This is a genomic window from Rufibacter sediminis, assembly GCF_014269285.1.
In the GTDB taxonomy this organism is placed as follows: domain Bacteria; phylum Bacteroidota; class Bacteroidia; order Cytophagales; family Hymenobacteraceae; genus Nibribacter; species Nibribacter sediminis.
In genome coordinates, this window is the sequence record NZ_JACOAF010000020.1 from 283096 (window position 1) to 309688 (window position 26593).

Genomic DNA, 26593 nt, shown 5'->3' on the forward strand with positions numbered 1-26593 from the left:
GGCGCAGTTATCTACTGCGCCTTTCTGTTTTAAAAGGAAATGCCGTTAGACGATGGAACTTGCCAGTTGGGTCAACGGGTCTGCGACTGAGGGCCAGGTAAAGTGCATGGCGGTTCCGCGACCGTTGGATTTCACCCACACGCGTCCTTCCTTTTCCTGCATGATCTTTCTAACAATGGCCAGCCCGATGCCGGTGCTGTCTGGGTGGTTTACGTCACTAGTCGTTTCAAACAGCTCAAAGACCTTCTCCTGGTTTTGGGCCGGAATGCCCGGGCCGTCGTCTTCCACCACAAACTCCCAATAGCCGCCTTGCTGCGACACCTTGATCCAGATGTTGCCGGTGGGCTGGTCATGGTACTTGATGGCGTTGGTCAACAGGTTACCGAACACCTGTTGCAGGTAAATCTCCTCGGCTTCCAGCACCGGCAGGTTGTCCGGAACATGGATGCGGATGCCCTCCGGAACGGTGAGGGTGCTGATGACCGCGTTGACCAATTGCCCCACGGAAACCGGTTTTGATTGGACCTGCTGCCGCCCGGTCAAGGAGTAAGCCAGCACATCGGTGATGAGGTGCTCCATCCGTTGGGTCTGCTGCTGAATCATAGGCATGACTTCCTGGGCTCTTTCTATTTCGCCTTCCAGCAGAAAATCAGTGACGGCATCGCTTAAACCCAGAATGTTCTGTAGGGGGGCTTTCAGGTCATGGGTGATGGTGTGGGCAAACTCATCCAGGGTCTTGTTCACCTTCTCCAGCTGCTGGTTCTTTTTCTCCCGCTCCTGCAAGAGGACGTTGATCTCATGGTTAGAGGTTTGCAGCTCCTGGTTCAGGTGCTGAATTTCCTGCAGTTGGTACTCGGCCTCAATGGTGCGCACCCGTAGCTGCTCCATCAGCTCAATGAGCTGCATGTTCTGCCGCTTGATCTCCGCGTAAGGAGAAATCTCGGACTCCACGTTGAAATAATCGGCCCAACCCTGAATGATGGCTTTGTTGATGGGCGGATGGTTGCCCGGGATACGCTTCTGCAGCCGCACCCGGGTTCCTTTCTCAAAATCGCTCTCAATATGGAAGAAGTCCACCAGCTTGCGGGAGCTGTAAATGCCCTGGCCTTTGCCGCCCGAGGGGGTGTATTTTCTGTCCAGGAGGTCCTCCACGTTGGGAATGCCCCGGCCGCGGTCGGTCACGTACGCCTCCAGTGACAGGATGCCCCGGTTCTCTATCATGCTGAACCGGATGGTACCGTCTCCCACGTGTTCCAGCACATTGCGGCAAATCTCAGACACGGCAGTGGCAAACTTGGTCTGCGAAGCGATAGGAATACCAGAAAACTCAGAAAGCTGCATGGCCCGCTTGTACGCGAGTACCACATCCAGTTCGTTCTGTAGCTTAATGGTGGTGATAGGTTGATCCATGGCCGGTTTATTCAGTAGCGCGTACCACTACCACCAAGGTGTCATCGGTGGTACGGGTATTGTCTTTATACAGTACTGCTGCTATCAACGTAGGATCATGCCTGCTCAGTTCCGGGTACTTGCTTAAATCCCACCGGCTTTTAAGACCGTCTGAGTGTAAGATCATTAGGTTGCCGCGTTCCCAGGAATATTGTTGGTCATTGATGGTATTGGGCACGCTCATGCCCAACGTACCATTGTAAGAAAGTAGGCTCTTGGACTTGTCTGGGGCCAGTAATCGGCCGGAAATGTTGCCTATTCCGCAGAATGACAAGGTGCTGGCCTCGGCATTCCAGTGGGCCAGTGCCCCCACAGCACCCCGGGTTCTTCTAATGGTATTATGGATGCCTCGCAACATCTCAGAAGGAACTTGTTTAGGCTGTTGCCCAAAGGCCTGTAGCGCCACCCGGGCCGCGTCATGGGCGTGTTCTCCGTGGCCTAGCCCGTCCAGCACCAGCAGGTAGGCGCCTTGGTGCGACAAACGCAGGCCCCAGCCGTCACCGCTTACCTTTTCACCGGGTTTGGGCACTAATACGCTGCCAATCTGAAACCTCTGCTCACTTCGGGCCGCCGATTTGGGAGCTTTGCCTTTCCGGTAAATGTGGGACAGGATCACCGTACCCACCCCGCGTTGCGAATAGATGTCAAAGAAGTCTGACTGGCGCTTGATGGCTCCCAAACCTTGTCCCATGCTCCCGAAGGTAGAGACGCCGTCTTCCATCATGCGCTGCGGATCGCTCATGCCGGGGCCGTTGTCCAGGCAGAGCAGCTCAATGCCGCAGGTTACCCCGTTTTCCTGGCAAATGGTTTTCACCAGAAGCTCACCGCCCTGGGAGCCGGCATGCTTGACCAGGTTGGTGGACATCTCGGTGACTACCAGGCTCACCCGACCCACTTCTGTTTCGGTGAAACCGGCTGCTTCGGCTAGTTTCCCAATGTCGCGCCGGACGATGTTTAGAAACGTGCGGTCTGAGAGTATGAACGATTGATGTTCTGAAAAATTAAAGTCCATTTTTCCACCGGATTATGGTGACCGTGGTGCCTTTACCGGGTTCGCTTTTGAGATCAAACTCATTCACGAGGCGCTTGGCCCCCGGTAAGCCCAGGCCTAAACTCTTTCCGGTAGAATAACCATCTTTCATCGCTAAAGTTATGTCTTTGATGCCGGGCCCTTCATCCACAAAGATCAGGCGTACCCCCGGGATGCTGTTCTTGCTCACAATCTCCAGGTGGGTGATGCCGCCGCCGCCGTAGCGCAGCATGTTCCGGACCAATTCACTTGCTGCGGTAATCAGCTTGGTTTGGTTCACCAGGCTCATGCCAATCTTGGTAGCCAGTTCCTTTATCCGGTTCCGGAACAAAACTACGTCCTGCTCTTTCTGTATGGTCAGCTTCTCTTTAGATATAACTATCATAGAGGCCTTCTTCGTCAGTGTCTAGTTGGCCAATTTTTGTGCGCAGGAGTTCCATGCCTTGTTCCACGTCTAAGGCGGTATGTACGCCCGAGAGGGTAAGGCCCAGTTCTACCAGCGTAATGGCTACCGCTGGCTGCATGCCTACCACCACGGTGGCGGCATCCATGATTTTAGACATAGACGCAATGTTGCCCAAGATGCGGCCCATGAAGGAGTCCACGATACTTACGGCAGAAATATCAATCAATACCCCTTTGGCTTCGGTCTTGCTCACCATGTTGATGAGGTCGTTTTCCAGGGTGAGGGCCAGCCGGTCATACAAATCCACTTGGATGGTAACCAGCAGGAAGGGGCCCATTTTTAAAATAGGAATTCTTTCCATGGCAGCGTTACGTAATTAAAACCCGAAGTTTTGTTTAGAACCTACCGGGCCGTTCTGGGCCGCTTTTGACACCTGGATGCTCAGCATAGAGAAAGACATCTTCAGGGCGCTGGCCAGGGTGGCTTTGGTGTAGATGTTGGTCAGGTCAATGCCCAGGTGCACAATGGTCTGGGCAATCTCGGCGCGGATGCCGCTGATGATGCACTCGGCCCCCATCAGGCGGGCGGCACTTACGGTTTTAATCAAATGCTGGGCTACCAGTGAGTCAACGGTGGGCACGCCGGAGATGTCCAGAATGGCAATGCGGCTGCCGGTGGCCACAATCTCCTCCAGCAACGCTTCCATCACCACCTGGGTGCGGGCGCTGTCCAGGGTACCAATGATGGGCAAGGCCAGAATACCTTCCCACACGCGGATTACCGGCGTGGAGATCTCGCTCATTTCATTGGTCTGGCGCAGGATCACTTCCTCGCGGCCTTTGATGTACGTTTCCATGGTAACCAGGCTCAGGCTGTCCATGATCTTGTTCATGGAGATGATCTCGCGGTACAGAATGGCGGTCTCGTCTTTGAAGCGGTCTTCCAGTACCTGGCTCAATACCTCTTTCAGGCTGAGGATGTAGGCGCTGGTTTCACGGGGAGAGAATCCCTGGCGGGCTCTGGTAATGGAGATTTCGCTCAGGATGTCGTGGATGGATTCATATCCGGCAGAGTCTGTGTCTTCCGCATTGGGAGAGGCAAAGGCTTTGAGTAACGTGGAAAGGAATTCTTCTGATTGCTGCTGCAACTCTGAAACACTCATGAGATCATCCCGAAGGGCCGCGTCTTTCAGCTGATTGGCCATCCAATTCTCCAGTATTTGTTTTTTCTTTCCTTTCAGGGCAGCGGCGCTTTCTTTGTTCATAGAGGGAGTTGTCAGGTTTAGAAGACAGATTACGTTTTTTGCCTCTTTTTAAGAAAACAACCCAAAAACGAGAGGGTACGAGGCACGCGGTAAAAGTAAGAAATAATGTGGCGATACTGGTGAATTCATAAGTTGTTTTTACGTTAAGCGCATTTTTACCCCGTAATGCGTGCATGAAAAATCCCCGCCGGAACACCGGCGGGGAGCAGATTAGAAGTTGTCTGGAAGAGAAAAAGCAGGCGGTCAGCACCCCGCGTCCGTTTCAAGGCCGTTTCTGGGAAAAGAGCCCCAAAACGCCTGGTGCGGGGCCTACTCGGTTTTGAGGGCCCGCACCGGGTTAGAGAACGCGGCCCGCAGCGCCTGTACGCTTACCGTGGTCAAGGCAATCAGCAGGGTTAACGCGCCCGCCGCCAGAAACACCCAGTACCCAATGTTGATGCGGTACGTGAAATCCTGCAGCCATTTGTCCATGAAATAGTAGGAAATAGGCCCGGCAATGACAAAGGCAATGAGCACCAGCTTCACGAAATCTACCGAGAACAGCCCCACAATGCTGGCCGAGGAAGCCCCCAGCACCTTACGCACGCCCACTTCTTTAGTGCGCTGCGCGACCATGAACGAGACCAAACCATACAGCCCCAGACACCCGATCAAGATGGCGATCACCGAGAAAACCTTGAACAGATACGCCTGCCGCTGCTCCCCTTCATAAAAACGGGAGATGGAGTCGTCAAAGAACTCATAGTGGAAAACATCGTCTGGGTAGGCGGTCTGGTAGACATTCTGCAGGTGAGCCAAGGCCGCCTTCGCGTTTTTCTGCTCCAGTTTCACATTCAGAGACAAATAAATATCTGTGAAGGTAGACATGACCACCGGCTGAATCTTATCCCGCAGGGAGGTCAGGTGAAAGTCTTTTACCACTCCCACAATCTTGCCCTGATTCTGATTGCCATTGATCACCAATTCTTTGCCAAGGGCGGCCTGCGGATTTGTCTCGCCCACTTGCCTCAGAAACGTCTCATTCACCAGAAACTCCCGCATGGTATCGCTTTTTTCGTACATGCGGCCGGCCAGCAACGGAATATTGAACGTTTGCAGGTACTGTTCGTCGGCCATTTTCATGTTCACGCTGAAGTTGCGTTCCACAGAGAATTCATCGTACCGGAAAGACGTATTCATGTCAATGTTGGCCGATGGCGGGGCGATGGCAAACGAGGTTGCCTTGATGGCCGGATGCGCTTCTAACTGCGGCCGAAGGGCCATCAGATCTTTGGCTTTACCGGACGGGAGGGGTATGTTCACAATCGCTTCCTTGTCAAAGCCCAACGAGGCCGACCGGAAATACTCCATCTGGTTGTGCACAATGATGGTGCAGATGATCAACACCTGGCAGACGGTAAACTGCAGCACCACCAACGTGCGGCGCAACGACAAACCCGCCGCCCGGGCGGTAGCAGTTTTGCTTTTCAGGGCGGAGATGGGCTGAAACCCCGAGATAACCAGGGCCGGATAGAACCCCGCAAAGAAAGTAACCGCCACCAGGAGCACCGCCAGGAAAAGCAGCAGCTGCGGATCACGCAGGATGGAGAACGCGAGCTGAAGCTCCAGCAACTTACTCAAGGACGGGAGCAGCAGCTCGGTCAGCACCACGGACAGCGAAAGGGCCGTGAGGGTAATCATCCCGGTCTCCAGGAGGAACTGCGTCATGAGTTGCTGTTTGTTCGCGCCCAATACCTTGCGCATGCCCACTTCTTTGGCCCGCCGCAAGGCCTGGGCCGTGGCCAGGTTCACGAAGTTGATGGAGGCGACCAGCACCAGGAACATCCCGATGAGACCCATCGCCCAGAGTGTGGTTTTGCTGATCGTGCGACTTTTGAAGTTTCCGTACCGTTCATCAAAGTGCACTTGGGTGAGCGGCTGAAACGTGTAGCGCTCCTGCTCGCCGGGAGAACGGGGACGATATTTGGAGGCCACCTCATTTAGCCGGTCCTCGGCTTGTTTCAGGTTCGCTCCCGGAGACAAGGCGAAATAGATCTGCTGGTTGCTATAGGTGCTGTTCCAGGAATCATTGGCAAAGGTGTTGATTTTCTTGGAGGACTCGTAGTCGATGAGCATCTGGTAAGGCAAGTCGGTGTTCTCAGGCGCGTCTGGAATCACGCCGGTTACTTTCAGGTTTACCAGGTTGTTCATGCGCAGCACCCGCCCCACGGGGTTCTCGCCGGGAAAGTATTTGTCCGCGATGGTTTGGGTTAGCAGTACTGTGTTCAGGTCTTTAAGGGCCTGCTTTCCGTTTATACCATTTGTAGGAAAATCAAACAAGTCAAAAAAGGCCGGCTCCACAAACAAGACGTTCTTTTCTTCTCTGAACTTTCTGGGAGCCTCCTGGTCATTGAGAGACAGTACCGTGAACGTGCCGCCTTCTTCATTATATAAGTGCGTGGCCGGGGTGAGTTCTGGCAGAGAAGCTTTCAGGACAGCCAGCATAGGGTACGGGGTGCCGGCGTTGCTTTCAGGGCCATGGGCCGAGATCTTGTCCACGTTGATGCGGTAGGTGCGGTCTGCCTTGCTATGGAACGTGTCATAGCTGAGCTCATGCCGGATCACCAGGTAGAGCAGCAGGCTACAGGTAATGCCCAGGGCCAGGCCTACCACGTTGAGGCTGGTGTAGCCCAGGTTACGCTTAAGCGTGCGCATGGCTACAAGGAGGTAGTTTTTGAACATGGCTTGCGGGCTTACAGAATAGCGAGTTCCTTCACATTCTCAGAGATGATCTGCCCGTCAAACAGGTTCACAATGCGGTGGGCGTAATCAGCGTCTGTGGGGGAGTGGGTGACCATCACAATGGTGGTGCCTTGCTCGTTGAGGCTGCTCAGCAATTGCATCACTTCCTGGCCGTGGGCCGAGTCCAGGTTACCGGTAGGCTCATCCGCGAGCAGCAGTTTTGGTTTGGAAACCACGGCCCGGGCGATGGCTACCCGTTGCTGCTGACCACCCGAGAGCTGCTGCGGGAAGTGGTTGCGGCGGTGCGCAATCTGCATCTGCTCCAGTACCTGCTCCACGCGCTGTTTGCGTTCGGCGTTGCCCACCTTCAGGTAAATCAAAGGCAATTCCACGTTTTCATACACCGTCAGTTCATCAATGAGGTTGAAGCTCTGGAACACAAAGCCCAGGTGCTCTTTGCGCAGGTTCGCCCGCTGCCGCTCACTGAACTTGGAGATCTCCTTGTCCAGAAAGTAGAACTCGCCGCTGCTGGGGTTGTCCAGCAACCCGATGATGTTGAGCAACGTCGATTTCCCGCAGCCCGAAGGCCCCATGATGGCCACAAACTCGCCCTGGCGCACGTTCAGGTTCACATTCACCAGCGCGGTGGTCTCCACCTCATCGGTGGTATATTTCTTCTGCAGATTGACGGTCTTTAACATATCTTTTTGATTGTTTATTGCTGGTTGTTCAATTGTTATTTCTCTTGCTGAATGTCCCCCTTTGAAGGGGGTAGGGGGATGATCAGGCATTCCCGAGAATCATCTTTTTATCTTCTATTGCTAGTGCTTTCTGGTTCTTCTACCGCCTTGATCATCCCCCTATCCCCTGCAAAGGGGGACGGAATGCGTGCTCAACTCAGGACTCAGAACTAAAGCTGAAGCGTTTCAAGGCTAGTTTGCCCAAAACGGTCTTAAAACAGATTACTTCAGCTCCAGTTTGTCTTTCTCGTTGAAGGCGTCATAGGAGGAGACAATCACCTGTTCACCGGGTTTCAGGCCTTCTAGTACTTCATAATATTCCGGGTTTTGACGGCCTAATCGGATGCTGCGCTTGGTGGCAGCTTTGCCGGTTTCGTCCAGCACGTAGGCCCAGGCGCCGCCGGTGCTTTGGTAGAACCCGCCGCGGGGCAGCAACACGGCCGGGGCCGGATCTGACAATTGCAATCTGATCTGCAGGGTCTGTCCGCGGCGGATGCCTTCGGGTACTTTGCCGATGAACTTCATGTCTACCGGGAAGCGGCCGTTGGTCACTTCAGAGTACACCAGCGCGATTTCCAGCGGGTAGGTTTGGCCGTTGTAGGTGAAGGAAGCTTGCTGTCCGGCAAAGACCCGGCTCACGTAGTGCTGGTCCAGCTCGGCTTTCACCTTGAACCCGCTTAAGTCGTCTATCTGGCCAATCACCTGCCCCGACTGCACCGGCGTGCCCAACTCCACCTGAATGGAGGAAAGCTGTCCGGAGATAGGTGCTTTAATATAGAGGTTCTTGAGGTTGTCTTCCATCATGCGCAGGTTGCGGCTGGTGCGGGAAATGGTGGTTTCCAGTTGCGCGATCTGCTGCCGGGCGTTGTTTTCCTCAAATTTCTGTGATTCCAGTTCAATCACCCGCTCGGCTTTCAGGCGGTCATACTCTCTTTTAAAGCTGTAGAATTCCTGCTGAGACACGGCCTTGGCTTCAAACAAAGAGATGTTGCGTTCATAGATATCTCTGGCGGCGTCTACCTGGGCGTTCAAGGTGGCCAGACGGCGGCGCAGGTTAAATTTATTCTGTTGCAGACTCAATTTGGAGTTCTGCAGGTTGTTGATGAGGTCGTTCATGAGGGTTTCCTGGTTCATGAAGTCCAGCACCAGGCGGTTGTTGGTGAGTTTGAGGATAGGGTCGCCTTGTTTCACCGGTTTGCCACCTTCCAGGTATTTCTCGTCTACCGTACCGCCTTCCACCGCCGGAATCAGGATGGTTTTGATGGGATGCACCGTGCCATCTACCGGAATAAACTCCTGAAAAGAACCCTGGCTCACGGTAGCCATGGTGATTTTCTGGCTTTCCACGTTCAGTTTAGAGCGGTTATCGGCGAAGCCGATGAAATAGGTCACCAACCCGATGAGCAGGACGGCGGCGGCATATCCAGCGATCTTCTTGGGTGTCCAGCGCTTCTTTTCAATGATACGGTCCATGAGAAAAACTTCTACGTTGCTGTACCTCTGCCAATAGCTGTGCCATTTTTGTAAACGGCTGTTTTACAGTGTTAAATGAATTGCTTTGTTTTTAAAGTGTGCGCCAGCGGACACTTTTTGTTCACGCGCGAACATGCCCGCCGCGCCCTCGTGCAGCCAATTTCTGGTTTCCGTGTCTTTTAAGAAAAACAGGTGAAAAGCGCGGCTCTGGCTGAAGCAGTGCTTTTGCCGGTTTCTTCAAATCCATTTTGCTGTCTTGCGAGAAGGCACCCATTGTGCCGCGTGAACCTCTGGTTCCTAAAAGTACAGCAGCCGGGCTTTCGTTTGCTTCCATCAACTTACTATAGACATGAAAAAACTTGTAGCTACTATTCTTCTGTCTGCCGTCTTCGGGGCCGGATGGGCGCAGTGCGTCTCCTCGGAGCAAGACAAAGCCGGAGTACGATTGGCTTGCCAGGACTACATCCAGGCGTTTTACAAAGCAGACACTACCATTGCCTACCGCAGCGTGCATCCCTTGCTGCAAAAAAGAGGCTTCTCGTACTCTGCCACTAATCAGGCTTATTCCAAGCAGCAGGAAATGCCTTTCCAGGCCTTGGTGAGTCTGGCGAAACGCTGGAACGCGGACGGGAAACAGGCCAACGCTTCCTCTATTCAGGAGGTGCAGATATTGGACATCTGCGACAAAACGGCCTCGGCGAAGGTGACCGCGGTGTGGGGTATTGATTACATCCACCTGGTGAAAGAGAAGGATAAATGGTGGGTTATGAATGTGCTGTGGCAGTCCATGCCTACGGCGAAGAAGTAAGGAGGTCTGCAGGTGCGATTACGCTATTAGATGCTTAAAGAGAAAAGGGCAGCTCTGCGCAGCGTATTACAACGTTTTTACTGAAAACGGCTTCTAAACGGCGGTCATTGCCAGAGCTATAAGCTTTGATAGTGGCCGCCGTTTTTCTTTGAGGCAGGAGCTTTCATTAAAGAGCTAGAGGAGAGCAGGAAAAATATTGTGAAACTTTTAGGCGCAAACGTATGTATCTACATTAAATGTATATACATTTTACCTATCAACTCAGAAACAGAATAGCATCCATTCCTCTAAAATAGAAAAAGAAAAATTATGGCAACTACAAAATGGGCAGTAGACCCAATGCACTCAGAAGTTCAGTTCAAAGTAAAACACTTGATGATCACCACGGTGACAGGCTACTTCCAGAGCTTCCACGTGGAGGCAGAAACCGAAGACGATCAGTTCACCAGCGCTAACAGTGTCCTGTTCACCGCCGATGTCAACTCCATCAACACCAACAACGAGCAGCGCGACACGCACCTGAAGTCAGCGGATTTCTTTGATGCGGAGAATCACGGGCAAGTTCGTTTCACCGCTACCAATTATGAAAACGTAGGAGGCGATGAGTACCAACTGCACGGTGATTTGACCATCAAAGGCACTACCAAACCGGTAACTGTGAAGGTAGAGTTCGGTGGTATTGTGGTAGACCCTTACGGACAAACCAAAGCTGGTTTCACGGTCACTGGTAAGATCAGCCGCAAAGAGTTTGGCCTGACCTGGAACGCCGTGACCGAAGCCGGAAGCGTAGTGGTGAGCGACGAGATCAAGCTGCAGGCCGAGATCCAGCTGGTGAAGCAAGCCTAAGAGATCGCCGGTAAGGCCGGTTGGTCTGTTTTAAACATCGTTTTGAAAATCAAAGTGTAAAACAGTCCTGCCGGGTACTCTTTTCTCCTGTTACCCGTACAATCTCAAAAACAAAAAGCATGCAACTAGAGAGATATTCGCCCGCGCAAAGGGGGCTGAAAGACATAGGCTGGCTCAAGAGCAATTTCATCCTCAGCTTTTCTGGTCACTATAATCCCGTAAGGGCAGGCTTTGGGTTGCTGCGGGTTTTCAACGATGACTACGTAGCGCCGGAGAACGGCTTCGGGATTCACCCGCACGCCAACATGGAAATTATCTCCGTGATGCTCTCGGGGTCTATGAGCCACATTGACTCGTTGGGCTACAAAGAAACCGTGCACAAAGACTGGGTACAGATTATGAGCGCTGGCAGCGGCCTTCGGCACGAAGAGCACAATGTGGGCCAGGACGAGGTCAACTTTCTGCAGATCTGGATTGAACCCAAGCTACAGAACATCACGCCCCGGTACCAACGCCGCTTTTTCCCCGAGGAGAAACGGGTCAACCAGCTGACCACCATTGTGAGCAACGAGGAGGGCCAGAGCCACTGCTGGATCAACCAGAACGCGAAACTCTCTCTGGGGTACTTTGAGCAAGGCCAGCCGCTTACGTATTCTTTTAACCCCCTGAACAAAGGCCTCTTCGTGTTCAACATCAGCGGCTCATTTCAAGTAAATGACCAACCGTTGACCGACCGCGAAGCCTTAGGCCTCTGGGACACAGATCAGCTTCAATTTAGTTTCCAAACCGATAGCAGATTCCTCCTCATAGAGGTGCCTATCAACCATTAATCAGAAACCATGGAAAATAGAATATTAGGCCTGCACCACATCACGGCCATCGCAGATTCGGCTAAAAAGAACGTAGACTTCTATACCAAAGTCCTGGGACTGCGCCTGCTCAAGAAAACCGTCAACTTTGACGACCCCGGTACTTACCACCTGTACTACGGCGATGAGCGCGGCAGTGCGGGTACCATCTTAACCTTCTTCCCGTACGAAGGCGCCCGCCGCGGCAGCGCCGGCACTGGTATGGCCACCAACATAGGCTACTCCGTGCCCGAAGGGAGCTTTGATTTCTGGATAAACCGGTTTGAGAAGCACAACGTCATCTACAACAAGCCGTCAGAAAAATTCGGCGAGCAGTACCTGACCTTCCTGGACCCAGACGGCCTGAAACTGGAGTTGGTGATTCCTAAAAACCAGGACAACCGCGTAGCCTGGGAAACCGACGAGGTGAACGCCAGCGTAGCCACCAAAGGCTTTCACAGCGTGACTCTGACTTTGCGCGACATCAAAGGCACCGCCGCTGTTCTCACCGATGTTTTGGGCTACACCTTGCTGGAGAAAAGCGGCAACCGCTACCGCTACATCACCGATGCCGTGGAGCACGCCGCTATCATTGACTTGGTAGAACTGCCCAACGAGGCGCGGGGAATCGGCGGAGCCGGTACCAACCACCACATCGCGTTCCGGGTGAAAGACGAGGAAACCCTCATGCATTTTCAGGAGAAAGTAAGACGCGCCGGTCTGGGTCTGCAAATCACCGAGAAAATTGACCGCAACTACTTCTACTCGCTGTACTTTAGAGAGCCGGGTGGTGTGCTGTTTGAGATAGCTACTGACAATCCGGGCTTCGGGATTGATGAGCCTTGGGACAAACTAGGTTCCAGCCTGTTGCTTCCGCCGCAGTACGAACCACGCCGCGCCGAAATTGAGGCCGTTTTACCCAATCTGGACTAAAAACAGGAAAGCCGCTTCACGTCAACACTGAAGCGGCTTTTTAGGCCCGTTTTCTTGAAATCAGACCATAAATGGACGTATTCCATATAACCCGCGTGTACGCGGATGCCCACGGAGAAAGCCATTTTGAGGAGATGGCCAAGCCCCTGCGTTCTGCGGGGGACATTGGCTTCCTGTCAGAACCCGAGGAGGTGGAAAGCATCATCTTCCGGAAGGTTTTACCCAGCTATGACTATGACTTCCACACGGCTCCGGCCCGGCAGTACATTGTGCTCCTGGACGGTGAGATAGAGATTGAAACCTCCCTGGGTGCAAAGCGGCAATTCAAAGCCAGCGACATTCTGCTGGTGGAAGACACCACCGGCAAAGGCCACCGCACCAAAAATCTGATTCCCGCGGTTAGAAGCTCCCTTTTTATTACCTTGAAACCGAACGCACCCAAATAGTTATGGCGGAAAGCGTTTACCATTGATTTTTAAAAAACACACCATGAAACTAGTAGTAGTATCTGGGAGCGCCCGCCCGCAGCGGCAATCCCACCAGGTGGCGTTGGAAGTGGGAAGAAGACTGGAAGAAAAAGGCCACATCATCCATTTGCTGGACGTTCGCGAATTGAACTTTCCTTTGCTGGAAAATACCTTTGACAAAACTGCTAATCCTTCTGAGCAGATGAAGGAGACCAGCGCCGCCATAGCCCAGAGCGATGGTTTGGTCCTGGTTTCACCAGAACACAACGGAAGCTACTCCGGCGCCCTCAAAAATACCCTAGACTATTTCTACAAAGAGTATTTTCATAAACCCTTCGGGATTGTGACCGTCTCGGCGGGGATGCTGGGTGGCATCAACGCGGCCAAAAGCCTGCAGCACTACGCCCTTACTCTGAACGGAATTGTGTTGCCAAACGCCCTGCTCACGCCCAAGGTGCAGACGCTTTTTCAGGATGGTCAATTAATAGATGCCGGCTACGCCAGCCGCCTGGATAAATTCCTGGATGATTTTCTTTGGTTAGGGCAAGCTATTCAGGCCACCCACGTGTTACAATAAACGCTATGTATACCCACAAAAAACAAGTCATCTCGCACGGCAAGCCTTTGTCTGAAACCGGCAAGGCCCTGATCATGGTTCATGGCCGCGGGGCCTCCGCGGAAAGCATCTTGTCTTTGGCGGATCATCTGCCGGTAGACGACTTTTCTTTGTTCGCACCGCAAGCCACCAACCATAGCTGGTACCCGTACAGCTTCATGGCGCCCACCGAGCAAAACCAACCCGCGCTGGACTCTGCTTTAGAGGAAATCCATGACCTGGTGAAAACCATTGCCGGAGAAGGCATCAGCAGCCAGAATATCTACCTGTTGGGTTTCTCGCAGGGTGCTTGCCTTACTTCAGAATATGCCGCCAGAAACGCCCAGCAATTTGGTGGGTTGTTCCTGTTCACCGGCGGCCTGATTGGTCCGCAGCTAGACACCAGCCACTACAAAGGAGACTTCCAGAACACCCCCATCCTTATTACCACCGGTGACCCAGACCCGCACGTGCCCGTGAGTAGGGTAGAGGAAACCGTCAAGGTTCTGGAAGGAATGGGCGCCGTGGTCACGAAGAAGATCTACAAAGGCCGGCCCCACACCATTCTGCAGGAAGAAATAAACCTGGCCAAGGAAATGTTGAGCAGCGCTCAGATAAGTGAATAACCCCATTCAGCAAGAAGATAGCCATGGAACTAGACATCAAAAACAACCCGGCAGCGCATCGGTTTGAAACCACGGTAGACGGAAGCACCGCGGTGGTAGAATACAGGTTAAAGGGAAACGTGATCACCGTGCTGCATACCAAAGTACCCAAAGAGTTGGAAGGGCAGGGCATTGCGGCAGCTTTGACCAAGCAGGTGCTAACCTACATTGCCGACGAGAAATTGGAGCTGGTGCCGTTGTGCCCGTACATGGCCGCTTATCTTCAGAAGCACCCAGAATACCAGACACTGGTTAAGAAGTAAGAGGGAGCTGTAGCGTAGAAAGTAGGGCCCCTCAGGCGCTGGTTCCACTTAGTTAGATGTAAAGCCTATGTCCTTTCAGGTCGAGTTCAAAGGGGAGAAAACCGTTCCGGTGGCAGAAAACCAAACGCTGCTGGCCGCGTCTTTACAGGCGGGCATTCCGCATTACCACGCCTGCGGCGGAAAAGGGCAGTGCACCACCTGCCGCGTGCTGGTGCTGGAAGGTGCCGAGAACCTGTCTGCGGTGAATTCCTTTGAAAAGACCATCAAGGCGGTAAAGCATTTCCCGGACAATGTGCGGCTGGCCTGCCAGACGTGCGTGCAGGGCGAAGGCGTGCAGGTGCACCGGCTCATCAAAGACGACATTGACCGGTACATCTTTATCAACGGAGAAAACAAAGGCGCTGACGAAGTGCTGGGCAACCGGCGCAAAATGGCCTTGTTCTTCATTGATATCCGCAACTTCACGCCTTTCATGGAAGAGAACCTTCCGTTTGACGTGATTCACATCATGCGCCGCATCCTCACGCTGTTCCGCAACGCCATTGAGCAGTACGACGGCCGAATCATTGACACAGCGGGCGATGGCCTGTACGCCGTTTTCGGCCTGAATTCCAAAATAAAGCAGGCAACGGAATCGGCGGTGCTGGCCGGGCTCAAGATTCAGGAGGATGTCAAGATTTTCAACAACACGTACATCAAAGCCTATTTCAACCATTATTTTGAAGTAGGCATTGGCGTGCACGTAGGGCAGGTAATCTACGGCGATGTGGGCGTAGGGCAGAACTCGCTCTCGGTAATGGGCTTCCCGGTGAACATCGCGGCCCGCTTGCAAGCCGCCACCAAAGACCTGAACAACAGCTTCGTCATCTCAGAGCGGGCTTTCTCGCTCTTGCGAAACCCTCCGTACGTCGCCGGTAGCGCCAACATCCGCCTGAAAGGCGTCAGCGCTCCGTTTGAAGTCCGGCTCATCGGCAAGCCTTTTCAGTACGCCGCCATCGCTCCGCAGCCCGAATAAATTCTGGCGTTTTACGCCCGTTTCAGTAAAAGTAGGGGCAATCCCTTGTGGTTGCCCTTTTCCGTTCAGTCCCTCTATGGCGCGGAAGTTACTTCCGTGACTTAAGGAACGTTTAGGCAAGTCACGGAAGTAACTTCCGCGCCATAGAGAGGAACCATAGAAGGATGGCCCATTTCCGATCATTTACCAGAAAGGGCAACCACAAGGGATTGCCCCTATAAAGCTCTTCGAACGGTTGAATTCCGTTTTAGCGGCATTTTCTCAAAAACAGGTTGAAAACGGCGAATTGCTTGGTTGCTACCTGTTCACCAGCGGACACTTTTTGTTCACCCTCGAACACTGCCATATCGGTTGGATTTTGTAAATTCACCTTGCCAGCCGTTTCAGCGCGTTTTTCCTGGTCTGGCACAGTTTAGGTGTACTTTTGCCAAAACGTAACCGAAACCCGTGGAACAGAACCTAGGCAAGATCCTGATCATAGACGACAACGAGGACATTCTCTTCTCGGCCAAGATGCTGCTGAAGAAGTACGCCCAGCAGGTGCTCATTGAGAAAGACCCGCGCAAGATCCCGTTCCTCCTGAACCATGACACCTACGATCTCATCCTGCTGGACATGAACTTCCGGGAAGATACCACCAGCGGCAACGAAGGCTTTTACTGGCTCAAGGAAATCCTGACCAAAGACCCCAGCGCGGTGGTGATCATGATCACGGCCTTCGGCGATGTGGAGATGGCGGTGCGGGCTTTGAAAGAAGGTGCCACCGATTTCGTGCTCAAGCCTTGGCAAAATGAGAAACTGATTGCCACCTTGTCGGCGGCGGCTAAGCTGAAGACCTCTTACAAGGAGATTTCCACGCTCAAGAAAACCAACAGCGCGCTGGCCTCACAACTGAGCCAGAACGTGAACCTGATTACCGGCCAGAGTCCGGCCATGCAGCAACTGCTGCACCTCATGCACCGCGTAGCCAAAACCGATGCCGATGTGCTGCTTCTGGGCGAAAACGGCACCGGAAAGGAAGTCATCGCCCGCAGTTTGCACCAGCAATCAACCCGCGCCGATAAGGTGTTTATCTCCGTGGACATGGGTTCGCTCACCGAGACGCTATTTGAAAGCGAACTCTTCGGGCACAAGAAAGGCGCGTTTACCGATGCCCGGGAAGACCGCGTGGGCCGTTTCGAGATGGCCAACGGCGGCACCTTATTTCTGGACGAGATCGGGAATTTGTCTATGGCCATGCAGGCCAAACTGCTCACCGTCTTGCAGCGCCGCGAGGTGATCAGGGTAGGCACCGGGCAACCCATTCCCATTAACGTGCGGCTCATCTGCGCCACCAACATGCCTTTGCAGCAGATGGTGCAGCAAGGCCGATTCCGGCAGGATTTACTGTACCGCATCAACACCATCGAGCTGAATCTGCCCGCCTTGCGCGACCGTCTGGAAGATCTGCCGCTGCTGGTAGACCATTTTCTGAAACGCTACGCTCAGAAATACAAGCAACCCGCCAAATCGCTCTCCACGGCGGCTTTGGAGCGGCTGCGCCGATATGATTGGCCCGGTAACATCCGGGAACTGGAGCACGTGCTGGAGCGGGCTTCCATCATCTCAGAAAACCATGTGCTGCAGCCGCAGGACTTCTTCTTTTTGCAGATGAATCAGCCCTCTTTTTCAGAAAACGTCCCTGAAACGCATAACCTGGACGAGGTGGAGCGCGCCACCGTAGTCAAAGCCATGGGCAAGTACGACGGCAACATTTCCAAAGCCGCCAAAGAACTGGGCTTGTCCCGAGCATCGCTGTACCGCCGCTTGGAGAAGTATGGGCTTTAAGAATTTCCGTTTCCAGGTGATTGTGCGGGTGCTGCTGCTGGTAGCCTCGGTGTTCCTGTTTTTCCGGTTGGGGTTCAAGTCTACCCTGATGGCTACGCAAGTGGCGCTGGGCATCCTCATCGCGGTCCAGACCATCGCCTTAATCCGTTATATTGAGCGCACCACGGAGCGGCTCATCAAGTTCCTGAACACCATTAAGTACGATGATTTCTCAGAGGTTTTCTCTTCGCGCAACGAGGGCAAGGTCTTTGACGAGCTCTACCAGCGCTACAATGAAGTGATCCGGAAGTTCAGGGACATCCGCTCAGAGAAGGAAGCCACCACGCAGTATTACCAGGCGGTGGTGCAGCACATAGGTATCGGCATCATCACGTTCAAGAAAACCGGCGAGATACAGCTCATCAACAACGCGGCCAAGCGGCTGCTGCAAGTTCCGCAGCTTTCCCACGTGGAACACCTTAGGCGTGAGGCACCCCAGTTGGTGGAGCAGTTGCTGACCTTGCCCGCCGGGCAGAGCGTGGTGCTGCACCTCAAGCGCGGCAAAGAGCGCGTGCCGGTGTCTCTGTTTGTGGTGGACCTGGTCATGCGTGGCGAGGATTTCCGGCTGGCTTCTATCCAGAACATCCAGCGCGAACTGGAGGAAAAGGAAATGGAAGCCTGGCAGAATCTCATCAGGGTACTCACCCACGAGATCATGAATTCGGTGACGCCTATCTCATCATTGGCGGGCAGCGTGGCCGCCGATATCCAGGACGTGCTGGAGGCCCAACCAGCTGAGCAGATTCTGTTGCAGCGTGAGGAAACCGAAGACATGGGCCTGGCCCTGCAAACCATTGAACGCCGCAGCCAGGGGCTGGTGCGCTTTGTGCAGGATTTCCGGAGTTTGGCCCGGGTGCCGGTGCCCCAACAGCAGTTCTTCTCCGTGCCTCAGATGCTCAAGCAGCTCCAGACGCTGTTCCAGGAAGAGCTGATACGCGAGAACATTGTGCTGGAGGTGAACTGCCCGGAGAACGGATTGCAGGTGCTCGCTGACCGCGAACTGGTGGAGCAGGTGCTCATCAACTTGATTCGGAACGCCATCCACGCCCTGGCTGATCAACCCACCAAAACCCTGCAGCTAGAGGCCTTCCCGGACCAGGACAGCCGCGTGGTCATCCAGGTCACCGATAACGGGAGTGGCATTGCCGAAGAAGCTTTGGAGCAGATTTTCCTGCCTTTCTACACCACCAAGCCTACGGGCACGGGCATTGGCCTGAGTTTGTCGCGGCAGATCATGCGGCTGCACAAAGGTTCTTTAACCGTAAGCTCAGAGCTGGGCGAGGGCACTACTTTCACACTGCGTTTTTAGCCCGTTTTTAGTTAAAGAATGTTAAAATAGAGCGTCTGCTCTAACAGAATGGAAGGCCGGTGCGTATCTTTCTTGGGTAAAAGCCTCTGTTATGCCGCTTCCCGCCCGTGAATCCTTCAGGCCGTTCTGGCCGCTGCTGCTTCTTGCCCTGCTCGTGTTCCCCTTCAGCGGGAAAACGTATGGGCAGAGTGCGAGTGTGGTGGGGGCGATTGTGGATGCCCAGACCAAACAGCCGCTGGGCTTTGCCACGGTTTACATTGCGCAGACTACCTTTGGCACCAACTCCGCGGAGAACGGCACGTTCAAGCTTACCGGATTGCCCGCCGGGACGCATGAGCTGGTGGTGTCTTTCCTGGGTTATGAAACCCTGACCCACAAAGTGACTTTAACGGCCGGGAAACAGCTCTCCTTCCGGTTTGAGCTCCTGGCCAGGGCCAACGCTTTGCAGGAAATCGTCATTCGGCCCGACTCCAACTGGCGCTATAACTACGGGGTATTCCTGAAGAACTTCATCGGGCAGACCGCCAATGCCGCCAAAACCGAGATCCTCAACCCAGAGGTGCTGTATTTCCATTTCGATCCGGAAACGCAGGAACTGACCGCCGAGGCCGTGAAGCCTTTGATCATTGAAAGCAAAGCCCTGGGCTACCGGGTGCATTTTGAGCTGGCTGATTTCAAGGTTAATTTCGCCAACCAGCAGACGTTCCATGCCGGGTATCCCCGATACGAGGCGATGAAGCCCCGCAGCAAAGCGCAGGCGAAACGCTGGCAAGAGGCCCGGCTGAAAGCCTACCGTGGCTCCCTTATGCATTTTGCGCGCGCGCTTTATAATAGGAATCTGGAGGCCGAAGGTTTCAACGTGCGGAAGATGCAGCGCCGGCCCAACCCCAGCCGTCCGCCCGAAGAGGAGATTCAGGCCGGGTTGAAGCGGGCCAGAGCCTTAGCGTCAGGGACCATCACTATTCACAAAAGCGGCGAACCGGAAGACAGCCTCCAGTACTGGCTGCGCATGAAACGCCTGGATAAAACCGTGGCCTACCTGTACAAAGACCCTATCCCGTACGAGCAGTTGGTGAGGCCAGACGCGTCTGGTGACCGGCTGCGGTTGCAGTTTGAGGATATCCTGAACGTGGTATACACCAAAGAGAAGGAAGAACTGGGTTTTGTGAACCAAAGCCTTTTCTCGCAACGCCGAGCCCCGTCTTTCCAGAACTCCCTGCTTTCTTTGACGGAGCCCTACACGTTCATAGAACCCAACGGCATGATCCTGAACCCGCATTCGCATTTTGTGGAAGGGTACTGGGGCTGGGAAAAGCTGGCCGAAATGCTGCCCCTGGATTACGCACCCACTGCGGAGTAACTGGCTGAAAACTTGAATTCTAGCGAGCCAAGGCACTATCAATAGAAAAAGAAAATAGAACTTTTCTAAATTATGGGAGGGTATAGCAATTAGTCTCAAAAATTGGGATATATTGGGTTGAAATTCTTCAACAGCATCAATTATTACTATTTTTAGTAGGAGAAGGCCGGGGCTCTGCGGGAAAGGACGAGGTGGGCAACTTCTCTTACATCTATACCAATATTATATACAGAAAAGAAATAGCTCTATAGGTCAGCGCCATTTGGCAGCCCTGCCAGCAGGCTTTGTATCAACCAGATATCTATACAAGAAAATTTATTACGCTGGCTTTCATTAAAAGCGCTCTATAATATTACTATCCATTAATCAATCCTTTTTACACCATAATAGCCCCGCTCTATGCCCACCTCTACCCTTTTTAACACGCGGTCTTTGCTGGCCGTGGTATTCGTTCTGTTCCATTTTTCGGTTTTCGGGCAGGAAGCTCCCGTCAAGTTCGGGAAGGTGACAGAGCAGGAACTCAACATGAAGTCCTATGACAAAGACACCAGCGCCGCCGCCGTCATCCTAGCCGATTACGGACGCTCTTACTTTTCTTACGGCGAAGATTTCAAAGTGAATTTTGAGCGGGTGACCCGCATCAAGATCTTAAAGAAAACCGGCTATGACTGGGCCAACTTCGTGATTCCGTATTACCAGCGGAACGGCAGCAAAGAGCAGGTGATCAACGTCAAAGGCGCTACCTACAACATGGAAGCCGGTAAAATGGTGAAAGTGAAAATGGAGGACAAAGCCATCTTTGACGAAAAGGAATCCGCCAACTGGTTCAACAAGAAGTTTACCCTGCCCGCCGTGAAAGAAGGCTCCGTGCTGGAGATTTCGTACACCATCACCTCTGACTTCCTCTTCAACCTCCGCGACTGGACTTTCCAGCAATCTATTCCGGTGATGTATAGCGAGTACCGGGCCGCTATCCCAGAGTATTTTGAGTACAAGCAGATCCCGCAGGGCTATGAGCCTTTCGTGGTGAGCGAGTCAGTGCCCTCCACCATGAGCTTTACCGTGCGCTGGAGCAGTTCCATAGAGGCTGGCATGGGCGGCGGACGCACGCCCGGCGGCTCAGAGACGGTGAACGCCAAATCTGTGAACCACCGCTGGGTGATGAAAGACGTGCCGGCCATCGCCTCAGAATCGTACATCACCACCCTCAATGACTATGTCTCCAAGATTGAGTTTGAATTAGAATGGGTGCGCTACCCGAGCCAGGTTCCCAAGCGGATTGCCGGTAACTGGAGCAGCCTCACAGAGGAGTTGATGACCGACGAACGTTTTGGCTTACAATTGAACCGCACCGGTTTCTTCAAAAGCGAGGTAGCGGCCCTGCCGGCCGCCACCGATACGCTGGCCCGCCTCAACTCTATCTATGAATTTGTGAAAAAGTCAGTGAAGTGGAACGGGCAGGGGGGCAAATACGTGACTTCCAGCCTCCGTAAGGCCTATGACACCAAAACCGGAAACGTGGCCGATATCAACCTCATGCTGGTGGCCATGCTGCGCGATGCCGGGTTTGAGGCCTACCCGGTGGTGATGAGTACCCGTGACAACGGCCGCGTTCCTTACTCGCCGGTCCTGAGCAAGTTCAACTACGTGATTGCCTACGCCAAGGTGGGTGACAAAGAGGTCCTCATGGATGCCACTGATCCCCTGATGCCTCTGGGCACGCTGCCCAAGCATTGCCTAAACGGCCGAGGCTGGCTGGTTTCCAAAGAAAAAGGCGATTGGGTAACGCTTCAGTCTTCTAACCGCACCACGGAGCTCATCAACGCCGATCTTCAGATCCTGGCCACTGGTGTGATGAGCGGTAAAGTAATGCAGTCCACCAACGGTATCTGGGCCCTGAGCATGCGGCACAACGTGCAGGAAGCCGGTGAAACCAAATTCCTGGAGAAACTGGTGAGCAGCCAGAACCAGCTGGAGCGCAAAGCCCCGGTGCTGCAGAACTTCAAAGACCTGTACAAGCCCATGGGCCTGCAGTATGAGGTAACCAGTGCGGGAGACACCCAGCCCAAAGACATCATCTACCTGAACCCCATGCTCCTGAAGGCGCAGCAGGACAACCCGTTCAAGAACGAAAACCGCAAGTACCCGGTAGATTTCGGGCACCCTACTGAGGAGGTGTACATCTGTAATTTCACCATCCCAGACGGGTACGCGGTAGAGGAACTGCCCAAGAACGTCATCATCGCCCTGCCAGAAAACGGCGGACGGTTCACCTATGCCTTGCAGGTAATCGGTAACAAGATTCAGGTGATGAGCAAAGTGACCATCTCGCGGCCGGTGTTCTACGCCGAGGAATACACGTACCTGAAGCAGTTCTACACCCAGATGATCGCCAAACACGCCGAGCAGATTGTGCTGAAGAAAAAAGGGTAATCTGGTTTTAGGCTTAATTTTCGAAAACTCATGCAAAAACGACTAACCGCGCTCCTGCTCGGCCTGCTGGTAAGCACGGCTGCCTGGGCCGGAGACACGCCCACCTATGCGGCGTTCACCATCAGCCCCGCCTTGTCCAAAGGCTCCAACGCCGTGATCCGGACGGAGGAAACCACGTTTACGGTTACTTCCCCAAAATCGGCCACAGAACGCATCAAGCGCGTGATCACCGTCCTGAACGAGGAAGGGAAAAGACACGCCCAACTGGTGGTGCCCTATGACAAGCTCAACAAAGTAGACTACATCAAAGGAACGGTCTATGACATGCTGGGCAAGAAAGCCGCCACCTTGAAAGCGTCTGACATCAAGGATTACAGCAACACCAGCGATTTCTCTTTGTATGAAGACAACCGGGTGAAAGTGGCGGCCATATCGCTGCCTTCTTACCCGTACACGGTGGAGTTTGAGTACCAAACCACCTCTAACAACATGCTGTTTTATACAGGCTGGGCTCCGCTGGACGGCGAGAAACTGGCCGTAGAGAAAGCCTCGTTTCAGGTGATCATGCCCGCTGGAATGCCGCTGCGGTACTATGAGCAACTGGTGCCGGAGAAAGTAAACGTCAAGCAGGAGGGAGCGCAACAGGTCTACAGCTGGCAAGTGAAAGACCTGGCGCCCATTGAACGGGAGATGTACGGCCCTTCTTTCTCTGAGTTGATACCGATGGTGCGTACGGCGCCGGCTACCTTTGAGGTGCAGGGCTACGCCGGAAGTCTGGAGACGTGGCAGTCCTTCGGGGAGTGGCAGAACAAGCTGAACGTAGGCCGTGATCAGCTTCCCGAGGCTACCAAGCAACAGGTTCTGGCGCTGGTCAAAGATTTGCCTACGCCGGAAGCCAAGGTGAAAGCTATTTACCAGTTCATGCAGAACAAAACGCGCTACGTGTCCATTCAGCTGGGCATTGGCGGCTGGCAGCCGTTTGAGGCCACCATGGTAGACAGCAAAGGCTACGGTGACTGCAAGGCCCTCAGCAATTACACCAAAGCTCTGCTGGAGGTAGCGGGTATCAAAAGCCACTACGCGCTCATCTACGCCGGAGAAGACAACCGGCCGGTGCTCAAGAGCTTCCCCAACAGCCAGTTCAACCACGTGGTGGTGTGCGTGCCCATGGCCAAGGATACTGTTTGGCTGGAATGTACGAGCCAAATGGCCGATGCCGGTTACACCGGTTCCTCTACCGGAGACCGCTACTCACTCCTGATTACCCCCGAGGGTGGTAAACTGGTGTCTACTCCCCGTTTTACCGCCTTTGACAACACCCAGAAACGCACCATCCAGGTGAAACTCAACACCCAGGGGAGCGGCGTAGGAGAAGCGATTACCCAGTACGCCGGAACGCAGCACGAAGACCGCAAAGGAGTAGTGCAGCATTACACGCCAGAAGAGCAGCTTAAATGGCTGTACAAGAACACCCAGATCCCGGCCTTCGAGATCAAGGGCTACAACCTGGAGAAAGTAAAAGGAGAGCCGCAGGTCAGGGAGAAACTGCAACTGGAGCTGCCTAAAGTGGCCTCGGTGAGCGGCAGACGCCTCTTCATTACGCCTAACCTCATGAACCGCTGGACCTCGTCGCCCACCTTCACCGAGGGGCGCAAGTACGATGTCATCTGGCCCATGGCGTTCCATGACGTAGACTCCGTGGAGTACGAGATTCCGGCCGGTTACAAAACCGAGAGCATGCCGCAGCCCGTGAAAATCGCCTCCATCTTTGGCGAGTACCAGGCACAGGTGCAGATGAAGGGCAACAAGCTGGTGTATGTGCGCCAGCTCACCATGCACAAAAGCCGACATAAACCGGAGCAGTACAAAGAACTGGTCAATTTCCTGAAACAGATCTCCCGCGCCGATCAGCAGCAAGTGGTGCTGGCCGCCGAGACCACCTGATGCCTCCAGCCCCTAAGCCGTGTAAACAGCACCGTTTAGGGGCTGGTTTCCTAAAACTGCCGCTATTCCATCTTTATCCCTTTATGACGTATGAATACTAGATTTCTGAAGCCTTGGCTGGTTCTGCTGCTGTTGGTGGTAGGCGTGGTTACGCCGGGCTTTGCTGAAGACCCGTTCAAGATGGGCCAGGTCACCCCTGAAGACCTGAAGATGACCTCGTACGCGCCAGACACCAGCGCCGCCGCCGTGGTGCTGTATGACCTGGGCGAGTCGTCTTTCCTGTTCACCAAAGGCACCCAACTCCAGTTCAAGCGCCTCATCAGAATCAAGATCCTCAAGAAGAACGGCCTAGACCAGGCTGATTTCGTTATTCCCTACTACCGCCGCCGCGATGGCAACAAGGAGGAGGTGCTCAATGTGAAAGGAGTGACCTATAATCTGGAGAACGGCGAAACCGTGAAGCTGAAGCTGGACGAGCAAGCGATTTTTGACGAGAAGCAGGATGCCAACTGGTACCTGAAAAAGCTGACCATGCCCGGAGTGAAAGTGGGTTCTGTCATTGAGCTGAGCTATACCATAAAATCAGACTTCATCAAGCTGCTGCGCGAGTGGGAGTTCCAGCACCGCATTCCGGTGAAATGGAGTGAATACCGCGTGGGCATGGTGCCTTTCTTTGAGTACAACCACATATCGCATGGCTTCCACCCGTACCATATCAAAGACGCGAAGATACAGCACAAGACGGTGGCGGTTAGGTGGCAAGAAGACGTAGGATACACGAGCATGGATAAAAACGGCTCCCTTTCCATGTCGGTGGTGCAGTACCAGTGGGCCATGAAAGACCTACCAGCCTTCACCGAGGAACCCTATCTTTCCAGTGCCCAGGAGTACATCTCCAAAATTGAGTTCGAGCTCTCCAAAGTGCAGTACCCCGACCAGAAACCTACGTTCACCTCCGGAGATTGGGCCAGTTTCACCAATGAACTGCAGAAAGACGATGAGTTCGGTCTACAGCTCACCAACACCACCTACCTGAAAAAAGTCGCAGACGGACTGATGGCCGGGAAAACCGATTCCCTGGAGAAAGTAAAGGCGGTACTGGCGTACGTGAAGAACAACATGCGCTGGGACGGCAAGCACCGCATCTACACCGAGAACCTGCGCAAAGCCTTTGACAACCACTCTGGTTCTTCGGCTGAGGTAAACCTGGTGCTCACGGCCCTGCTGCGCGAAACCGGCGTTACAGCTTACCCCATGCTGGTGAGCACCCGCGCCCACGGCAAGCCCCTGACCACCTCGCCCATGATCAGTAAATTTGACTACGTGATCTCCTGCGTGCAGGTGGGTGCGAAAACGTACCTGCTGGATGCCACCGAGAAAGACCTGCCCTTCGGGATGCTGCCGCTGCGCTGCCTGAACGGCCAGGGCTGGGTGATGAATGGCCCCGAGGGGAAATGGATGCCGCTCACCGGTTCTGAGAGAAATATCCAATACGTCAGCGGTCAGCTTAAGATATTGCCTACCGGCGAAGTGACCGGCACCTTAACCGAGGATTTCCGCGGCGTGCCAGCCCTGCAGGCCCGGTCCGCCATCCGGGACAAAGGGCAGGAGACGTATCTCAAGGAGTTCGCCAATGCCGGAACAGACTGGGTGCGGCAGCAGATCAAGCTCCACAACCTGGACAACCTGCAGGAGAACTTCCGGAAAGAGTACCAGCTGAACAGAGCCGGCGACACGGCTCCGGCCTCCCTGCTTTACCTGTCGCCCATGCTCACCCACGCGCAGGGAGAGAATCCATTTAAGCTGGCCACGCGGCTATACCCCATTGACTTCGCCGCCCCGGTAGACGAAACGTATGTGTTCAACTACCAACTGCCCGAGGGCTATGAACTGGAGGAACTGCCCAAACCGGCCACTCTTTCATTGCCCAACAATGCCGCTAAATTCACCTATGTGGCCCAAATGGCCGACGGGAAACTGCAAATCATGAGTAAACTCAGCATCAACAAAACCTTTTTTGACGCCAGTGAGTACGGAAACCTGCGGGAATTCTACAATAGGTTGGTGGCCAAACACGCAGAGAAAATTGTACTGAAGAAGAAAGGCTAGGTTTTAGGGGTGTTTTACTAAAAAGACCCTTGAAACGAGCAGATAGGTA

24 protein-coding genes are annotated in these 26593 nt (G+C 53.8%); 15 read left to right on the plus strand and 9 right to left on the minus strand.

Annotated elements, in window-relative coordinates:
* Positions 1 to 45: 45 nt before the first annotated feature.
* The 8 genes from H7U12_RS07885 to H7U12_RS07920 all read right to left on the minus strand — a co-directional run bounded on the left by H7U12_RS07885 (position 46) and on the right by H7U12_RS07920 (position 9083).
* Positions 46 to 1410, minus strand: coding sequence for a sensor histidine kinase (locus H7U12_RS07885; protein ID WP_186635562.1), 1365 nt, complete (start codon positions 1408 to 1410; stop codon positions 46 to 48).
* A gap of 7 nt (positions 1411 to 1417) precedes the next feature.
* Entirely contained in the window at positions 1418 to 2461 is a 1044-nt protein-coding gene (locus H7U12_RS07890; protein ID WP_186635565.1) for an ATP-binding protein, read from the minus strand.
* Complete coding sequence (locus tag H7U12_RS07895; protein WP_186635568.1) at positions 2451 to 2864, minus strand: anti-sigma regulatory factor; 414 nt, start codon at positions 2862 to 2864, stop codon at positions 2451 to 2453. The genes H7U12_RS07890 and H7U12_RS07895 overlap by 11 nt, the downstream gene beginning before the upstream one ends.
* Positions 2848 to 3246 carry an STAS domain-containing protein gene (locus H7U12_RS07900; RefSeq protein WP_186635571.1) on the minus strand — a complete coding sequence of 133 codons (399 nt, stop codon included), beginning with the start codon at positions 3244 to 3246 and terminating at the stop codon, positions 2848 to 2850. The genes H7U12_RS07895 and H7U12_RS07900 overlap by 17 nt, the downstream gene beginning before the upstream one ends.
* 15 nt (positions 3247 to 3261) lie before the next feature.
* On the minus strand, positions 3262 to 4149 hold the full coding sequence (locus H7U12_RS07905; protein WP_186635574.1) for an STAS domain-containing protein: 888 nt from the start codon (positions 4147 to 4149) through the stop codon (positions 3262 to 3264).
* A gap of 309 nt (positions 4150 to 4458) precedes the next feature.
* Positions 4459 to 6870, minus strand: coding sequence for an ABC transporter permease (locus H7U12_RS07910; RefSeq protein ID WP_186635577.1), 2412 nt, complete (start codon positions 6868 to 6870; stop codon positions 4459 to 4461).
* An 11-nt stretch (positions 6871 to 6881) separates the two neighbouring features.
* Complete coding sequence (locus tag H7U12_RS07915) at positions 6882 to 7571, minus strand: ABC transporter ATP-binding protein (RefSeq protein ID WP_186635580.1); 690 nt, start codon at positions 7569 to 7571, stop codon at positions 6882 to 6884.
* A 261-nt stretch (positions 7572 to 7832) separates the two neighbouring features.
* Positions 7833 to 9083, minus strand: coding sequence for an efflux RND transporter periplasmic adaptor subunit (locus H7U12_RS07920; RefSeq protein WP_186635583.1), 1251 nt, complete (start codon positions 9081 to 9083; stop codon positions 7833 to 7835).
* A gap of 349 nt (positions 9084 to 9432) precedes the next feature.
* On the opposite strand from H7U12_RS07920, the gene H7U12_RS07925 reads away from it, so the two are divergent.
* From H7U12_RS07925 to H7U12_RS07965, 9 genes are all read left to right on the plus strand, one after another.
* Positions 9433 to 9891, plus strand: a complete 459-nt coding sequence (locus H7U12_RS07925) for a nuclear transport factor 2 family protein (protein WP_186635586.1) — start codon at positions 9433 to 9435, stop codon at positions 9889 to 9891.
* A 309-nt stretch (positions 9892 to 10200) separates the two neighbouring features.
* Positions 10201 to 10737: a YceI family protein gene (locus H7U12_RS07930; protein ID WP_186635589.1), complete on the plus strand. Its 537-nt coding sequence runs from the start codon at positions 10201 to 10203 to the stop codon at positions 10735 to 10737.
* 119 nt (positions 10738 to 10856) lie between these two features.
* A complete protein-coding gene (locus H7U12_RS07935; protein ID WP_186635592.1) occupies positions 10857 to 11567 on the plus strand; it encodes a pirin family protein in 711 nt (236 codons plus the stop codon).
* A 9-nt stretch (positions 11568 to 11576) separates the two neighbouring features.
* Positions 11577 to 12518 (plus strand): ring-cleaving dioxygenase, encoded by a 942-nt coding sequence (locus H7U12_RS07940; protein WP_186635595.1) that lies wholly within the window; start codon positions 11577 to 11579, stop codon positions 12516 to 12518.
* Positions 12519 to 12589: 71 nt separating this feature from the next.
* Positions 12590 to 12964, plus strand: a complete 375-nt coding sequence (locus H7U12_RS07945) for a cupin domain-containing protein (RefSeq protein WP_186635598.1) — start codon at positions 12590 to 12592, stop codon at positions 12962 to 12964.
* Between the two features lie 43 nt (positions 12965 to 13007).
* Entirely contained in the window at positions 13008 to 13562 is a 555-nt protein-coding gene (locus H7U12_RS07950; protein ID WP_186635601.1) for an NADPH-dependent FMN reductase, read from the plus strand.
* A 5-nt stretch (positions 13563 to 13567) separates the two neighbouring features.
* Positions 13568 to 14206, plus strand: coding sequence for an alpha/beta hydrolase (locus tag H7U12_RS07955; RefSeq protein WP_186635604.1), 639 nt, complete (start codon positions 13568 to 13570; stop codon positions 14204 to 14206).
* A 23-nt stretch (positions 14207 to 14229) separates the two neighbouring features.
* Positions 14230 to 14508 (plus strand): GNAT family N-acetyltransferase, encoded by a 279-nt coding sequence (locus tag H7U12_RS07960; RefSeq protein ID WP_186635608.1) that lies wholly within the window; start codon positions 14230 to 14232, stop codon positions 14506 to 14508.
* Positions 14509 to 14575: 67 nt separating this feature from the next.
* The gene (locus H7U12_RS07965) at positions 14576 to 15523 is read left to right on the plus strand and encodes an adenylate/guanylate cyclase domain-containing protein (RefSeq protein ID WP_186635611.1); all 948 of its coding nucleotides are present in this window, start codon (positions 14576 to 14578) and stop codon (positions 15521 to 15523) included.
* Between the two features lie 247 nt (positions 15524 to 15770).
* On the opposite strand, the gene H7U12_RS07970 is transcribed toward H7U12_RS07965, so the two are convergent.
* The gene (locus H7U12_RS07970) at positions 15771 to 15932 is read right to left on the minus strand and encodes a hypothetical protein (RefSeq protein ID WP_186635616.1); all 162 of its coding nucleotides are present in this window, start codon (positions 15930 to 15932) and stop codon (positions 15771 to 15773) included.
* Positions 15933 to 15970: 38 nt separating this feature from the next.
* Here H7U12_RS07970 and H7U12_RS07975 point away from each other — a divergent pair, with 38 nt between their 5' ends.
* From H7U12_RS07975 to H7U12_RS08000, 6 genes are all read left to right on the plus strand, one after another.
* The gene (locus H7U12_RS07975) at positions 15971 to 17350 is read left to right on the plus strand and encodes a sigma-54-dependent transcriptional regulator (protein ID WP_186635619.1); all 1380 of its coding nucleotides are present in this window, start codon (positions 15971 to 15973) and stop codon (positions 17348 to 17350) included.
* Complete coding sequence (locus H7U12_RS07980) at positions 17340 to 18698, plus strand: sensor histidine kinase (RefSeq protein ID WP_186635622.1); 1359 nt, start codon at positions 17340 to 17342, stop codon at positions 18696 to 18698. Before H7U12_RS07975 ends, H7U12_RS07980 begins: the two co-directional genes overlap by 11 nt.
* Before the next feature lie 91 nt (positions 18699 to 18789).
* The gene (locus tag H7U12_RS07985; RefSeq protein WP_186635625.1) at positions 18790 to 20058 is read left to right on the plus strand and encodes a carboxypeptidase-like regulatory domain-containing protein; all 1269 of its coding nucleotides are present in this window, start codon (positions 18790 to 18792) and stop codon (positions 20056 to 20058) included.
* Between the two features lie 399 nt (positions 20059 to 20457).
* Entirely contained in the window at positions 20458 to 22491 is a 2034-nt protein-coding gene (locus H7U12_RS07990; protein WP_186635628.1) for a DUF3857 domain-containing protein, read from the plus strand.
* A gap of 30 nt (positions 22492 to 22521) precedes the next feature.
* Positions 22522 to 24435 carry a DUF3857 domain-containing protein gene (locus tag H7U12_RS07995; protein WP_186635631.1) on the plus strand — a complete coding sequence of 638 codons (1914 nt, stop codon included), beginning with the start codon at positions 22522 to 22524 and terminating at the stop codon, positions 24433 to 24435.
* Positions 24436 to 24525: 90 nt separating this feature from the next.
* A complete protein-coding gene (locus H7U12_RS08000) occupies positions 24526 to 26544 on the plus strand; it encodes a DUF3857 domain-containing protein (RefSeq protein ID WP_186635635.1) in 2019 nt (672 codons plus the stop codon).
* Positions 26545 to 26593 lie beyond the last annotated feature (49 nt).

What these genes read in the sequence shown, in the direction of transcription:
- H7U12_RS07885 (WP_186635562.1), bottom strand. Translation starts at nt 1,410, where the DNA reads ATGGATCAACCTATCACCACCATTAAGCTACAGAACGAACTGGATGTG.
- H7U12_RS07890 (WP_186635565.1), bottom strand. Translation starts at nt 2,461, where the DNA reads ATGGACTTTAATTTTTCAGAACATCAATCGTTCATACTCTCAGACCGC.
- H7U12_RS07895 (WP_186635568.1), bottom strand. Translation starts at nt 2,864, where the DNA reads ATGATAGTTATATCTAAAGAGAAGCTGACCATACAGAAAGAGCAGGAC.
- H7U12_RS07900 (WP_186635571.1), bottom strand. Translation starts at nt 3,246, where the DNA reads ATGGAAAGAATTCCTATTTTAAAAATGGGCCCCTTCCTGCTGGTTACC.
- H7U12_RS07905 (WP_186635574.1), bottom strand. Translation starts at nt 4,149, where the DNA reads ATGAACAAAGAAAGCGCCGCTGCCCTGAAAGGAAAGAAAAAACAAATA.
- H7U12_RS07910 (WP_186635577.1), bottom strand. Translation starts at nt 6,870, where the DNA reads ATGTTCAAAAACTACCTCCTTGTAGCCATGCGCACGCTTAAGCGTAAC.
- H7U12_RS07915 (WP_186635580.1), bottom strand. Translation starts at nt 7,571, where the DNA reads ATGTTAAAGACCGTCAATCTGCAGAAGAAATATACCACCGATGAGGTG.
- H7U12_RS07920 (WP_186635583.1), bottom strand. Translation starts at nt 9,083, where the DNA reads ATGGACCGTATCATTGAAAAGAAGCGCTGGACACCCAAGAAGATCGCT.
- H7U12_RS07925 (WP_186635586.1), top strand. Translation starts at nt 9,433, where the DNA reads ATGAAAAAACTTGTAGCTACTATTCTTCTGTCTGCCGTCTTCGGGGCC.
- H7U12_RS07930 (WP_186635589.1), top strand. Translation starts at nt 10,201, where the DNA reads ATGGCAACTACAAAATGGGCAGTAGACCCAATGCACTCAGAAGTTCAG.
- H7U12_RS07935 (WP_186635592.1), top strand. Translation starts at nt 10,857, where the DNA reads ATGCAACTAGAGAGATATTCGCCCGCGCAAAGGGGGCTGAAAGACATA.
- H7U12_RS07940 (WP_186635595.1), top strand. Translation starts at nt 11,577, where the DNA reads ATGGAAAATAGAATATTAGGCCTGCACCACATCACGGCCATCGCAGAT.
- H7U12_RS07945 (WP_186635598.1), top strand. Translation starts at nt 12,590, where the DNA reads ATGGACGTATTCCATATAACCCGCGTGTACGCGGATGCCCACGGAGAA.
- H7U12_RS07950 (WP_186635601.1), top strand. Translation starts at nt 13,008, where the DNA reads ATGAAACTAGTAGTAGTATCTGGGAGCGCCCGCCCGCAGCGGCAATCC.
- H7U12_RS07955 (WP_186635604.1), top strand. Translation starts at nt 13,568, where the DNA reads ATGTATACCCACAAAAAACAAGTCATCTCGCACGGCAAGCCTTTGTCT.
- H7U12_RS07960 (WP_186635608.1), top strand. Translation starts at nt 14,230, where the DNA reads ATGGAACTAGACATCAAAAACAACCCGGCAGCGCATCGGTTTGAAACC.
- H7U12_RS07965 (WP_186635611.1), top strand. Translation starts at nt 14,576, where the DNA reads ATGTCCTTTCAGGTCGAGTTCAAAGGGGAGAAAACCGTTCCGGTGGCA.
- H7U12_RS07980 (WP_186635622.1), top strand. Translation starts at nt 17,340, where the DNA reads ATGGGCTTTAAGAATTTCCGTTTCCAGGTGATTGTGCGGGTGCTGCTG.
- H7U12_RS07985 (WP_186635625.1), top strand. Translation starts at nt 18,790, where the DNA reads ATGCCGCTTCCCGCCCGTGAATCCTTCAGGCCGTTCTGGCCGCTGCTG.
- H7U12_RS07990 (WP_186635628.1), top strand. Translation starts at nt 20,458, where the DNA reads ATGCCCACCTCTACCCTTTTTAACACGCGGTCTTTGCTGGCCGTGGTA.
- H7U12_RS07995 (WP_186635631.1), top strand. Translation starts at nt 22,522, where the DNA reads ATGCAAAAACGACTAACCGCGCTCCTGCTCGGCCTGCTGGTAAGCACG.
- H7U12_RS08000 (WP_186635635.1), top strand. Translation starts at nt 24,526, where the DNA reads ATGAATACTAGATTTCTGAAGCCTTGGCTGGTTCTGCTGCTGTTGGTG.